The 11,330-nt window shown below is 64.9% G+C and carries 16 protein-coding genes; all 16 read left to right on the top strand.

Going from position 1 to position 11,330, the window contains the following annotated elements; genetic code table 11:
- The first annotated feature begins 67 nt into the window (after positions 1-67).
- The 16 genes from FM111_RS02040 to FM111_RS01960 all read left to right on the top strand — a co-directional run bounded on the left by FM111_RS02040 (position 68) and on the right by FM111_RS01960 (position 11,330).
- Positions 68-826 carry a hypothetical protein gene (locus tag FM111_RS02040; protein WP_143276031.1) on the top strand — a complete coding sequence of 253 codons (759 nt, stop codon included), beginning with the start codon at positions 68-70 and terminating at the stop codon, positions 824-826.
- A gap of 310 nt (positions 827-1,136) precedes the next feature.
- Complete coding sequence (locus FM111_RS02030; RefSeq protein WP_143276030.1) at positions 1,137-1,334, top strand: hypothetical protein; 198 nt, start codon at positions 1,137-1,139, stop codon at positions 1,332-1,334.
- Positions 1,335-1,398: 64 nt separating this feature from the next.
- Complete coding sequence (locus FM111_RS02025; RefSeq protein ID WP_218779156.1) at positions 1,399-1,932, top strand: putative metallopeptidase; 534 nt, start codon at positions 1,399-1,401, stop codon at positions 1,930-1,932.
- Positions 1,933-1,957: 25 nt separating this feature from the next.
- Positions 1,958-2,422, top strand: coding sequence for a DUF2280 domain-containing protein (locus tag FM111_RS02020; RefSeq protein ID WP_087139067.1), 465 nt, complete (start codon positions 1,958-1,960; stop codon positions 2,420-2,422).
- Positions 2,409-3,767: a phage terminase large subunit gene (gene terL, locus FM111_RS02015; protein WP_087139066.1), complete on the top strand. Its 1,359-nt coding sequence runs from the start codon at positions 2,409-2,411 to the stop codon at positions 3,765-3,767. The genes FM111_RS02020 and terL overlap by 14 nt, the downstream gene beginning before the upstream one ends.
- Positions 3,767-5,140, top strand: coding sequence for a DUF1073 domain-containing protein (locus FM111_RS02010; protein WP_087139065.1), 1,374 nt, complete (start codon positions 3,767-3,769; stop codon positions 5,138-5,140). Before terL ends, FM111_RS02010 begins: the two co-directional genes overlap by 1 nt.
- Positions 5,141-5,203: 63 nt before the next feature.
- A complete protein-coding gene (locus FM111_RS02005) occupies positions 5,204-5,824 on the top strand; it encodes an HNH endonuclease signature motif containing protein (RefSeq protein WP_087139064.1) in 621 nt (206 codons plus the stop codon).
- Positions 5,825-5,858: 34 nt separating this feature from the next.
- Positions 5,859-6,971: a DUF2213 domain-containing protein gene (locus FM111_RS02000; RefSeq protein WP_087139063.1), complete on the top strand. Its 1,113-nt coding sequence runs from the start codon at positions 5,859-5,861 to the stop codon at positions 6,969-6,971.
- An 11-nt stretch (positions 6,972-6,982) separates the two neighbouring features.
- On the top strand, positions 6,983-7,459 hold the full coding sequence (locus tag FM111_RS01995; protein WP_087139062.1) for a structural cement protein Gp24: 477 nt from the start codon (positions 6,983-6,985) through the stop codon (positions 7,457-7,459).
- Between the two features lie 15 nt (positions 7,460-7,474).
- On the top strand, positions 7,475-8,419 hold the full coding sequence (locus FM111_RS01990; RefSeq protein ID WP_087139061.1) for a DUF2184 domain-containing protein: 945 nt from the start codon (positions 7,475-7,477) through the stop codon (positions 8,417-8,419).
- Between the two features lie 2 nt (positions 8,420-8,421).
- A complete protein-coding gene (locus tag FM111_RS01985) occupies positions 8,422-8,769 on the top strand; it encodes a hypothetical protein (protein ID WP_087139060.1) in 348 nt (115 codons plus the stop codon).
- 3 nt (positions 8,770-8,772) lie between these two features.
- A complete protein-coding gene (locus tag FM111_RS01980) occupies positions 8,773-9,249 on the top strand; it encodes a DnaT-like ssDNA-binding protein (RefSeq protein WP_087139059.1) in 477 nt (158 codons plus the stop codon).
- Complete coding sequence (locus FM111_RS01975) at positions 9,249-9,611, top strand: hypothetical protein (RefSeq protein ID WP_087139058.1); 363 nt, start codon at positions 9,249-9,251, stop codon at positions 9,609-9,611. The genes FM111_RS01980 and FM111_RS01975 overlap by 1 nt, the downstream gene beginning before the upstream one ends.
- Positions 9,608-9,826: a hypothetical protein gene (locus FM111_RS01970; RefSeq protein WP_143276029.1), complete on the top strand. Its 219-nt coding sequence runs from the start codon at positions 9,608-9,610 to the stop codon at positions 9,824-9,826. The genes FM111_RS01975 and FM111_RS01970 overlap by 4 nt, the downstream gene beginning before the upstream one ends.
- Before the next feature lie 108 nt (positions 9,827-9,934).
- Positions 9,935-10,870, top strand: a complete 936-nt coding sequence (locus tag FM111_RS01965; RefSeq protein ID WP_179204989.1) for a phage minor head protein — start codon at positions 9,935-9,937, stop codon at positions 10,868-10,870.
- A gap of 4 nt (positions 10,871-10,874) precedes the next feature.
- Positions 10,875-11,330, top strand: a complete 456-nt coding sequence (locus FM111_RS01960; RefSeq protein WP_087139055.1) for a hypothetical protein — start codon at positions 10,875-10,877, stop codon at positions 11,328-11,330.

Raw genomic sequence — 11,330 nt, 5'->3', positions numbered from 1 at the left:
GGCCAGCAAGATCGCGGAGGCATAGGGACTAGCTCGGGTGTCGCCTGACGCCTGGGCTAGTCGTCCTATGCCTTCCGCTCAGGCTCTCTCCAACCAGCAAATAGGTTTTAGAAGGAACAGCGACATGAGCAGGAAGAAGAAACAGAAGATCACGCTGCGCAAGGTCGCCAGCGTGGAGACGGCCGAGGCTCCGGTCGTCTCGAATGATCAGTTGCGCGATCGCCGGGCCGAGATCGCTCGCCTGAAAGCTCAAGGGGCTGAGGTCAACGCGGACAAACGGTCCGGGGTGATCCTGGCTGCGTGGCGTCGGGACGTCTTCACGATCCTGCGCACGCGCTACGGCAAGCCGTCCGAGGGCTATCCCAAGGGCAAGCCCGCGCTCTCGCAACGGGCCTATGAGGCGTTCCGCGCTCATGAGCTGGACATCCACATCTCTGTCGGGGCGACGGGTGGCGAGCGCAGGCCAGACTACATCCGCGCCACGTCCGATGGCGCGCCAGGCCAGAACATCACTCAGGAGGCCATTGACGGAGCCACTCGGGTCAAGAAGACCCTCCAAGGGCTAAGCCCCTCGGATGCTCGCCTTCTCACGGCGCTGATGACTGGCGATCGCGCGCTGGCGAAGAACTGGCGCGCCACGGTCCAGGCTGAAACGGGGGAGACGGCCGACGAGGGACAAACGGCCCGTATCCGGGCGCTGGGCGACAACCTCATCCACGCCCGCGGCGTCGCCACGGCAAAACCGAAGCAGGTGGCGAACGACACCGTTCCGCTTGAGCCGCATCAAAAGCCGCTGACGTGGTTCAGGGGCGCGGATTTCGGTTAGGAGCAGTCATTGCCCGACCGGTCGAAGCAGGGTACGAAAAGACAAGGTCGCTTCGCGCGTCCGGAAACATGGCCCACGGGAAACCGGCGGGCCTTTTTCTTTGCCCGGAGGTCAGATGGCTGACGTCGGAGGGCTGATCGCTCAGTCGCACGCTAGGCGGATGACGTGCGCCTGCTGCGGCGATGAGTGCGAGCCGACCATCATCCAGCGACGCACTATCGGGCGAGACTACTTTGAGCGCCTGCGCTGCCAAGTGGTTGGGAACACCTTCCAGCGAGTTTGGATCGGCGGATACCAATAGGAGATGGCCATGGTCCCCATGAAAGCCCTCGTCGGCTTCTCCCTGTCGGACGGTTCGGCCGCCGCCGGCGCCACCTTCAACGCCAAGGACGCGAAGGCAGCGGATCGCCTGGAGGCGGCTGGTGTTGCGGAGCGGGTGAAGGTTGAGGCCCAGACCGCGCCGAAGACTGAAACGAAAAAGGCCAGTGCGCCCCCTTCCGCCGCCTGACCTCTTAGAAGTCAGCCTCGCCAACATTGACCGTTTCGTCCCGGCACCCGGCCTGACGGAGTGGTTGAGCGAGACCTTCATCGAAGACGGCGGCGACCTCACAAACGAGGATCACGCCCATCTCCGACAAGCCAGCATCGGCGTGCTGTGGACGACAGCCGCCAACTCACGTCAGGGCCGCGCCGTAGTCGGTCAGGCGGAGATCGGCTCGCCTCGCGCCATGGGTCGATGGGCCAAGGCTCGCGCCGAGCAACAGGTCAGGGAGTGGTTCAGCCATATCCCCGACTTCATTCTGACCTTCAGCGCGCCCTATGCGGCGCACGCTTCGGACGCCGAGTTCTGCGCCCTGGTTGAGCATGAGCTCTACCACTGCGGCCAAGAGCGTGATGAGTGGGGCGCCCCGAAGTTCCGAAAGAGCGGGTTGCCCGCCTTCACCATGCGCGGCCATGACGTCGAAGAGTTCGTCGGTGTGGTCCGCAGATATGGCGCAGATGCTTCCGGGGTCAGGGACCTTGTAGAGGCCGCGTCCCATGAGCCGCTGATAGGCAGGGCGTCGATCGCACAGGCTTGCGGGACGTGTTTGCTGAGGGCGGCTTGAGACCAGACAGGGACCAGACAACCTGATGGCCAAGGAAGCCCTGCCGCCCGAGGTTCAGACCTATATCGTGCAAGCGCTTGCCTGCTTCGACACGCCCTCGGTCGTGGCTGAGGCAGTCAAACGCGAATATGGCCTGACGGTCTCTCGCCAGAAGGTGGAGGCTTACGATCCGAACAAGCGCGCCGCGAGGTCACTGGCGCAGCGCTGGGTCACTCTGTTTGAAGAGACCCGCAAGGCCTTCCTGGAAGACACCAGCAAGATCGCCATTTCGCATCGGGCTGTGCGCCTCCGGGCGCTCCAGCGTATGGCTGAGAAGGCCGAGACCATGGGCAACATCGCGCTGGCTGCGCAGTTGTTCGAACAGGCCGCGAAGGAAGCGGGCGACAGCTACACCAACCGGCGCGAACTGACCGGCAAGAACGGGGCGCCCCTGCCTGCGGCCGCTCCCGCCGTCGTGATGTACCAGCTGCCCGATAATGGACGCGGCTGAAGCCACGGTCATCCGGCCGCAGCCGGGGCCGCAAGAAACCTTCCTCGGCAGTTCGGCCGACATCGCCATCTACGGCGGCGCGGCGGGTGGGGGGAAAACCTGGGCGCTCCTGATGGAGCCGCTGAGGCACATCGGCAACGAGAACTTCGGGGCGGTCTTCTTCCGGCGCACCACGGTCCAGGTCCGCAACGAGGGCGGGCTATGGGACGAGAGCGAGAAGCTCTATCCGGTCATCGGGGCCACGCCGAAAGAGCATGTCCTCAGTTGGCAGTTTCCCTCTGGGGCGACGGTCAGCTTCGCGCACCTCGAGCACGACAAGACGGTCCTCAACTGGCAGGGCTCGCAGATTCCGCTGATCTGCTTCGATGAACTGACGCACTTCAGCCAGAAGCAGTTCTGGTACATGGTTAGCCGGAACCGCTCGATGTGCGGGGTTCGGCCCTACATCCGGGCGACCTGCAACCCCGACGCGGATAGCTGGGTCGCGGAGTTTATCTCCTGGTGGATCGACCAGGAGACCGGTCTTCCCATCGCAGAGCGCGCTGGCGTGGTGCGCTGGTTCGTCCGCATCAACGACGCGCTGATCTGGGCTGATGATCCGGCTGAGCTGGAAGAGAAGCATCCGGGCATTCCGCCCAAGTCGGCCACCTTCATTCCGGCCAAGCTGACGGACAACGCGGCCCTGATGGCTGCGGACCCCGGCTACATGGCCAACCTGCTGGCCCTGCCCAAGGTCGAACGCGAACGCCTTCTTGGCGGCAACTGGAAGATCAGGGCGGCGGCGGGCCTGCTGTTCAAGCGGTCATGGGTGACCGTGGTGGATGTGGCGCCGGCCGACCTCAAGATTGTCCGCGGCTGGGACCTGGCAGGGACGCCCAAGGTGGACGGCAATGATCCCGACTGGACGACTGGAACGAAGATCGGGCTCTCGCGATCAAGTGGCAGGTACATCGTGCTGCACCACGTCAGAGAGCGAGACACTCCGCACAAGATCGAAAGCCTCATAGCCAACACCGCATCGCAAGACGGGAAGAAGGTTGAGATCAGCCTCCCGCAGGATCCGGGTCAGGCCGGCAAGGCTCAGGTGGCCACACTGATCAAGATGCTGTCGAGCTATACGGCTCGCGCCACGCCAGAGACTGGCGACAAGGAAACCCGCTTCGGACCGTTCTCCGCTCAGTGCGAAGCCGGAAACGTGGATGTGCTGCGCGGCCCCTGGAACGAGGAATGGTTCATGGAACTCGAAGCCTTTCCCGACGCCGCGCATGATGACGATGCCGATAGCACGGCCCGCGCCTTCAACACGGTTTCGCTTGGCTCGCGCTACTCGCTGGACAACGTCTGATGCTGCATCAGTTCGGCGACCGCCTCATCAATCTCGTTTCGGCCCTCGGCACGGCGAAGGACAAGAACAGCCATGCGGCCTTCGCGGTTCGCGAGCTTGCCCAGCCGCAGGCCCTAGCCATGTATCGGTCGGACTGGATCGCGCGGAAGGTGGTGGACATTCCCGCCTTCGACATGATCCGCGAAGGGCGAAACTGGCAGGCTGAAGACACGCTGATCGAGAAGCTGGAAGCCGAAGAGGCCCGCATCCAGCTATGGCCGAAGCTTGCCAAGGCGCTGCGACTGGCCCGCCTCTATGGGGGCTCGGCGATCATCCTGGGCGAAAAGAACGGCGACCCCACTCAGCCGCTCAATGTCGGCCGGCTCGCGGCTGGCGGTCTCGACTTCATCCACGTGGCCAGCCGTTACGAGATCACCGCCGGAGAGGTGGACCGCGATGCGGCGTCGGCCGGCTGGGGGCAGCCCAAGTCCTACACCATGTCGTCGACGACCGGCGGCAGCCTGAAAATCCACCCCTCTCGCGTGATCACCTTCGTCGGCGCAGATCTGCCGGACCTCACCATGTCGCAAGGTTGGGGGGACTCGGTCCTGCAGGCTCTGGAGGAAGCCGTTGCGAATGCAGGGCTGGCGGCGACGAGCATTGCCCAGCTTCTGCAAGAGGCCAAGGTCGACGTCTTCAAGATCCCGCGCTTCATGGAGAACGTCGGCGACGAGACCTATCGCAAGCAGGTTGTCGACCGGGTGACGCTGGCCAACCAGGCGAAGTCGATCACCAACGGCCTCCTCATGGACGCCGAGGAAGAATATCAGCAGAAGCAGATCAGCTTCTCGCAACTGCCCGAGGTTCTGAGCCTCTACCTGCAGATCGCCGCAGGGGCCGCCGACATCCCCGCCACCCGTCTGCTGGGGCAGTCGCCAGCCGGAATGAACAGCACCGGCGCGTCGGACATGAAGAACTACCATGACCGGTTGGCGGCTGAGCAGGAAGTCTACCTCCGTCCTCGGCTGGAGCGCCTAGACGAGGTGCTGATCCGGTCTGCGCTAGGCTCCCGCCCCCCGGAAATCTACTTCGAGTTCGCGCCGTTGGAGCAGATGAACGAACGCGAGAAGGCCGAGATATTCGAGAGGAAGGCGAACGCCGCACGGACGCTTGCGGGCACCGGCGGAACGTCTCCCGCCCTCCTGCCTATCGAAGCGCTCTCGGACGGCCTTGTTAACATGCTCATCGAGGACGGAACCCTGCCGGGCCTTGAAGCGGCGATGGCCGAATATGGCCGTCTTAGCGAGCAAGAAGACGAGAGCGAGGAGGAAATCGCCGCGCTTCCACGTCCTCTGAATGAGGTTGATCCAGAAGCGGAAACGGCCGAAGGTTAGGCGGCCCCAGACGATGTTGACGCATCGAGAGGGGCCTAAGCACACCGCTTGTGGAGAAGCGAAATGCCTGCTCATAAAAAGCCCCGGCTCCTGCCGGATGTAAAGCCCTGCGAACAGTGCGGAGCAGACTTCCGGCGGCCCGTTCGGTTCGCTGACAGCTTCTGGCTCCAGAAGCGTTTCTGCTCTCCCTCTTGCGCGACCATCTGGAACAACACCCATCGCAACCGCGCCTCTGCTGAAGAGCGGTTCTGGGGCGGCGTTGACCAATCTCCCGGCCAGGGGCCTGAGGGCGACTGCTGGGGATGGACGAAGGGCCGGGTAGAACAAGGCTACGGACGCCTGTCTGTCGGTGACGGCGAGGTCCGGGCTCATCGTTTCGCATTTGAGATCGCTTTCGGCCCCGTACCGGAAGGCGCGATGGTCTGTCACCGTTGCGACAACCCGCCCTGTTGCAACCCTGCTCACCTGTTCGCCGGCACGCACGACGAAAACATGGCGGACATGGCCAGCAAAGGACGCTCGCTACAGGGCGTTCGACACCACAAGGCCAAGCTGACCGACGAAGATGTCCGGGCGATCCGGGCCGACGCACGGATGCAGATCGAACTGGCTGATATCTACGGCGTCACCCAAGGCCTGATCGGCATGATCAAGCGCCGCGAGGTCTGGACGCACCTCGACTGACCCGGCCTCTCGGGGGGGCCAGAAGGAGCCTCCTATGCTGTTCACGGACACCGCGCCGGTCGCGGGCGTGCGCCTGACGCGCGATGGCTATGCCGTCGCCGAGGTTCGCGCCGCTCGCACCGGTATCCAGCAATACGCAGGCTCTGAGGTTGGCCGGCCCGACCTCGCTGTCGTCAACGTCTACCGCCCGCCTGAAAGCGTCTTCTCGGCGGACAGCCTGGCCAGCTACGGCTTCAAACCGGTGACCATCAATCACCCCGCCCAAGGCGTTACGGCCGACACCTGGAAAGACCTGGCCGTCGGCATCGTCGGCGGCGACGTTGTTCGGGACGGCGGGTTCGTGAAGGTGCCGCTGGCGCTCATGGACGCTGCGGCGATCAAAGCGGTGCAGGACGGAACCCGCGAAATCTCGATGGGATACGTCTGCGACCTCGCTTTCGAGGACGGCATGACCCCCGAGGGTGAGCCGTATCAGGCCATCCAGCGCGACATCCGCATCAATCACCTGGCGCTGGTCCCCAAAGGGCGCGCCGGACCCCATTGCCGTGTCGGGGACCGTAAGGGCGCACCCGAAACCGGCCGAGAACCCGCGCCCATCAACCATGGAGACCGTCGCATGACGCTCAAGACCATCACCGTGGACGGCCTCCCGGTCGAAACCACGGACGCCGGCGCTATCGCCATCGATCTGCTGAAGGGCAAGCTGGCCCAAGCCGCCGATGCGCTCACCGCCGCCAAGACCACCCACGACACCGCCCTCGCCACCAAGGATGCCGAACTGGCTGCCAAGGACGCCGAGATCGCGGACCTGAAGGCCAAGGTGCTGGACGATGCTGCGCTGGACGCCCTGGTCGCCGAACGCTCGGCCATCGTCGCCAAGGCCAAGGCTATCGCCCCGACCATCGACACCGCGGGCAAGTCGAACGCCGAGATCAAGCGCGCCGTCCTGGGCGATGCCGCCAAGGATAAGTCGGACGCCTACGTCGACGCCGCCTTCGACCTGAAGACGGCCGACATCAAGACCCCTGACCCGCTGCGTGAGGTGATCGCGGACGGCACGACCATCGTCGATGCGGTGAAGGCCCGCGACGAGGCCAAGGCCGCCCGCCTGAACCGCCTCAACGGCATCACCGAAGCTGCGGCCTAAGGAGACCTGACATGGCTGTCGTTCAATCCACCTACGCCAGTGACATTCCCGTCGGTTATCCGGGCATGGTCGCCAATGGCGAAACCTCGAACCGCATCTCGCGCACCTGCGAGGATGCAGCCGGCATTCCCTTCGGCGCGCCCGTCTGGCGTGGCGCCGGCGACCGGGGCTGCACTGCTACCGTCGGCACCGCCGCCAACTTCCTCGGCTTCGCCATCGCTGATCACGGCGTCCAGGCGCTGCCCGGCGGCGTCGCTGCGGACATCTACCCCCGCTACGCCAGCGTCGGCATCCTGACCGGTGGCGTGATCTGGGTCACCGCAACCGGCGCCAATGTTGACGGCGCTGCTGTGACCATCGGCACCGGCGCGGGCGCTGCTGACGCCATCGGCGACACGGCCGCGGACGCCACCCACATCGCCACCGGCGGCTGGGTCTTCGACGACACCACCACTGCGACGGGCCTCGCCCGCATCGCCAAGCGCTAAAGGAGCGTCATCACCATGCGCGACATCAACTTCGCCGACGCTCAACAGGCGCTCGGCTTCATCACGCCGCAGCTTCTGCGGATCGAGACCCAGGTCTATCAGACCAAGTACCCGAGCTTCGACTATTCCCGCCTGATGACCGTCAACACCGACGGCGACATGTGGGACATCGGATCGGTGTTCTACTCGGGCGACATCGCCGGCAAGGCCGAGTTCCTGTCTGGCAAGGGCTTCGACATGCCCTTCGCCGACATCAGCCAAAGCCAGTTCCTGCAGCAGAACCACCTGGCCGGCATTGGCTATGAGTGGTCGCTCCAGGAGCTTCAGCGGGCGGCCAAGCTGGGTCGCTCACTGTCGGCCGACAAGGCGCTGGCCGCGTCCAAGGTCGCCGAGAGCTTCTGCTATGGCATCGCGATCCGCGGCAACGTCGAGAAGGGCCTGACCGGCCTGGTCAACGACACCAATGTCCCGGCAGCAACCGTCGCCGCCGACGGCACCGGCTCTGGCACGACCTGGGCGACCAAGAACCCCGACCTGATCCTGCGGGACATCAACGCGGCTCTGAATGCCCCCTACAACGCGACCAACGAGACCCAGGTCGCGGACACCCTGCTGCTGCCGACGTCGCGTCTGCAGTACATCGCTGGCCTGCGCATCGGTGACGGCGCCGACACCCTGATGAAGTACATCCGGGAGAACAACGCCTACACGCTGGCCACCGGTCAGGAGCTGACCATCATCGGCTCGCGCGAGCTGGAGACGGCCGGCGCTGCCGGTTCTGCTCGCATGATCGCCTACGACCGCAGCCGCGATGTTGTGCAGTTCCACTTGCCTGGCCCGCATGAGTTCCTGCCTGCCTTCCAGAAGTCCTCGATGACGTGGGAAGTCGGCGGGATCATGAACGTCGGTGGCGTCGAGATCCGCCTGCCGAAGGGCATGGCCTATCGGGACGGGATCTGATCATGGCCAAGTTCACCAACTACACCCAAGGTCCCAAAGGTCTGAACACGCTGGCTGGCCTCGTTCACGTCGAGGCCGGCCAAACGGTCGACGTGGAGATCAGCGACGAAGAAGCCGCTGCCTCCAAGAAGACGGGCTGGTTCTCCAAGCCGAGGCATCCGCTGGACCATGACGGCGATGGCTCGGCCGGCGGCTTCAACCCCAGCGAGGGCGATGATCTGGCCGACATGACCGTCAGCCAGTTGAAGGCCCTCGCAGAAACCGAGGCCGTCGATCTGGGCGACGCCACCAAGAAGGCCGACATCGTCGCGGCCATCGAACTGGCTCGCGAAGCCAAGACCGAGGGCTGAACGATGGCGGGCTACGGCACCGATACAGCATTTGAGGGTTGGCTGGCCGACAACGGCCTTGTCCTGCCTTTGGGTGCGCCTACGCCCGCCGTCCTGCGCCAACGCGGAAGTGCCTACATCGACGGCCTCTATGAGGTCCGTCTCCCCGGTTCCCGTGCGGGAGGGTTTGCTCAAGAGCGAGCCCAGCCGCGCACGGGCGCCACCTTTAATGGCGAAGCGATCCCCGCTGATGTCATTCCCCTCGCTTGGGAACACGCCAGCTATCATGCGGCCTATCAGGAGGCAGTGAGTCCCGGCAGCCTGTCGGTCGCCGCCTCGACCTCAGGAGCCGTCAAGCGCGAGAAGGTGGACGTTCTGGAGGTCGAGTACGCAGCCGGATCTGGTAACGCAGTCGCCGACGCCACGGTCCGCCTTTCAGCAGTCGAAGGGCTGCTGACGCCGTTCTTTTCTGCTCCTCTGCCCGCCATCTTCGTCGTCTGATGCCCAGCTTCGACTACGCCCGTGCCGCCGCCACGGCTGAGCGCTTGATCCGCAAGTTCGGAGCCGCCGGCGCGATCCGTCGCGAGACGCCCGGCTCTGGCCCGTCCTACGACCCCGGCGAGCCGACCGTCACCGACTACGCCGCGCACATCGTCTTGACCGCCTATTCCAACCGCGAGATCGACGGACAACGCATCCTCTCCACCGACCGCAAAGCCCTGGTCGAGCCCGCCATCGGCATCGAGCCCACCACCTCGGATTTGCTTGTCACCGCAGACGGTGCGACCTTGACCATCGTGAACGTCGATCTGCTGCGACCGGCGACCACGACTATCCTCTATGTCCTGCAGGTCCGCGCATGAGCAACTTCGTCAATGCTGCAATGCTCGCTCAGGCGGCGTGGAAAGACCTGAACGCCAAGCAGAGCGAGTATCAGGCGGCGATCCTGCGGGCGCTGGTGACAGGCGACCAAGAGGCGGCTGAGAAGATCAGGCAGGAGGCCCACGACATGCTGGACAACTGCTTCGACATGAACGCGGAAGCCGCCCGCGCTCAGATGACGATCCTTAAGCGCTAGACCATGCCATCCAATCGAGCGCAGGCCCGGCTCTACCAGGAGCTGGCGGATCGCTATGGGCGATTGGTCGCTGACGCCTTCTTCCACGCCTTCGACAATCTTAGGGCTATGGCCGAGATCCAGCGGGTCACAGCCGCCATTGAAGCCAATGACATCGAAGGCGCGCTGGACGCCCTGCACATCGACCCTGAGGCGTTCAACGAGATCGCCGAGCGTGCCCGCCAGGCCCATGCCGAGGCTGGCCGCGTCGCATCGGAGAACATGCCCAAGCGCCGGCCGGACGGAACGGCTCTGGTGGTCCGGTTCGACGGTCGAAACCCGGAGGCTGAGACATGGCTCTCGCGCCAGTCGTCAGACCTGATCTCCCGGATCACGACCGAGCAGCGCCAGTTGGTGCGCGAGAGCCTGTCGGAGAGCATGCGCCGCGGCGTGAACCCTCGTCAGGCCGCCTTGGATGTGGTGGGGCGGGTTAACCGGGCAACGGGCAAGCGTGAGGGCGGCATCCTTGGTCTGACATCGCAACAGGCGGGCTTCGTCAGCACGGCCAAGGACGAGCTGTCCAGCGGCGATCCTGCCGCGATGAAGCACTATCTGACCCGAGGGCGTCGGGATAAGCGCTTCGATCGCTCCGTCACCAAGGCCATTAGGGAGGGCCGTGCGGTCGAGCCGGCCATCGCCGCCAGGGCCATCACGGCGTACGAGCGGCGCCTGTTGCAGCTGCGCGGGGAGACTATCGGCCGCGTCGAGACGATGACCTCAATGCAGAAGGCCAAGCATGAGGCGTTCCGGCAGGCCATCGCCTCGGGGAAGGTCGCCGAGAACACGGTGACGAAAGTCTGGCGTTCGGCCGGAGATTTTCGAGTCCGCCACACCCACCGCAACTTAAACGGCGACAGCGCGCGCTTTGGCGAGCCCTTCGTCAGCCCGTCCGGCGCCCGCCTCCAGTTCCCGATGGACACCAGCCTCGGGGCAGGGACCGAGGAGATCATCGGGTGCCGGTGTGACTGCGAGTATCGGATCGACTTCTACGCCAACCTGAGGTGACGACATGGCCCAGGGCTCTTTCTCCGCGAAGATCAGCAGCTGGGTGAAGGAGACGAGAGAGCGCCGCGACGCCGTCTACCGGGGCAGCGCCCAGCGGATCGTTGAGATCATGCAGACGCCCCGAGCGGCAGGGGGCAACCTCCGGATCGATACCGGATTCCTCCGCGCGTCTCTCACGGCGACCACGGGCAGCAATCTCCCACCCGCAACGGCCAAGCCGGATGGTGTCGAGGCGTTTGCCTACGATGCTGGCCCGATCAATCTGGTCATCGCTGGCGCCGAGATCAGCGAGCCTATCACCGTCGTCTACACGGCCAACTACGCCCGCCCTCGCGAGTACGGTGCCCGCGGTCAACCTGGCGACCGCTGGGTCGGCCTGGCGGCGCAACAGTGGCCCCAGGTGGTCGATCAAGAGTGCGCCAAGGCCAAGGCCTCCGTGCAGTCCCGACAGAAGGGTTAG

Source organism: Brevundimonas diminuta 3F5N (assembly GCF_900163625.1).
In the GTDB taxonomy this organism is placed as follows: Bacteria; Pseudomonadota; Alphaproteobacteria; order Caulobacterales; family Caulobacteraceae; genus Brevundimonas; species Brevundimonas diminuta_A.
The sequence above is the reverse complement of the archived record's forward strand: the minus strand, read 5'-3'. Positions and strand labels throughout refer to the sequence as shown.

Bases quoted from the DNA above. Each gene is read 5' to 3' on its own strand.
- FM111_RS02040 (WP_143276031.1), top strand. From the start codon at position 68: ATGCCTTCCGCTCAGGCTCTCTCCAACCAGCAAATAGGTTTTAGAAGG.
- FM111_RS02030 (WP_143276030.1), top strand. From the start codon at position 1,137: ATGGTCCCCATGAAAGCCCTCGTCGGCTTCTCCCTGTCGGACGGTTCG.
- FM111_RS02020 (WP_087139067.1), top strand. From the start codon at position 1,958: ATGGCCAAGGAAGCCCTGCCGCCCGAGGTTCAGACCTATATCGTGCAA.
- terL (WP_087139066.1), top strand. From the start codon at position 2,409: ATGGACGCGGCTGAAGCCACGGTCATCCGGCCGCAGCCGGGGCCGCAA.
- FM111_RS02010 (WP_087139065.1), top strand. From the start codon at position 3,767: ATGCTGCATCAGTTCGGCGACCGCCTCATCAATCTCGTTTCGGCCCTC.
- FM111_RS02005 (WP_087139064.1), top strand. From the start codon at position 5,204: ATGCCTGCTCATAAAAAGCCCCGGCTCCTGCCGGATGTAAAGCCCTGC.
- FM111_RS02000 (WP_087139063.1), top strand. From the start codon at position 5,859: ATGCTGTTCACGGACACCGCGCCGGTCGCGGGCGTGCGCCTGACGCGC.
- FM111_RS01995 (WP_087139062.1), top strand. From the start codon at position 6,983: ATGGCTGTCGTTCAATCCACCTACGCCAGTGACATTCCCGTCGGTTAT.
- FM111_RS01990 (WP_087139061.1), top strand. From the start codon at position 7,475: ATGCGCGACATCAACTTCGCCGACGCTCAACAGGCGCTCGGCTTCATC.
- FM111_RS01985 (WP_087139060.1), top strand. From the start codon at position 8,422: ATGGCCAAGTTCACCAACTACACCCAAGGTCCCAAAGGTCTGAACACG.
- FM111_RS01980 (WP_087139059.1), top strand. From the start codon at position 8,773: ATGGCGGGCTACGGCACCGATACAGCATTTGAGGGTTGGCTGGCCGAC.
- FM111_RS01975 (WP_087139058.1), top strand. From the start codon at position 9,249: ATGCCCAGCTTCGACTACGCCCGTGCCGCCGCCACGGCTGAGCGCTTG.
- FM111_RS01970 (WP_143276029.1), top strand. From the start codon at position 9,608: ATGAGCAACTTCGTCAATGCTGCAATGCTCGCTCAGGCGGCGTGGAAA.
- FM111_RS01965 (WP_179204989.1), top strand. From the start codon at position 9,935: ATGGCCGAGATCCAGCGGGTCACAGCCGCCATTGAAGCCAATGACATC.
- FM111_RS01960 (WP_087139055.1), top strand. From the start codon at position 10,875: ATGGCCCAGGGCTCTTTCTCCGCGAAGATCAGCAGCTGGGTGAAGGAG.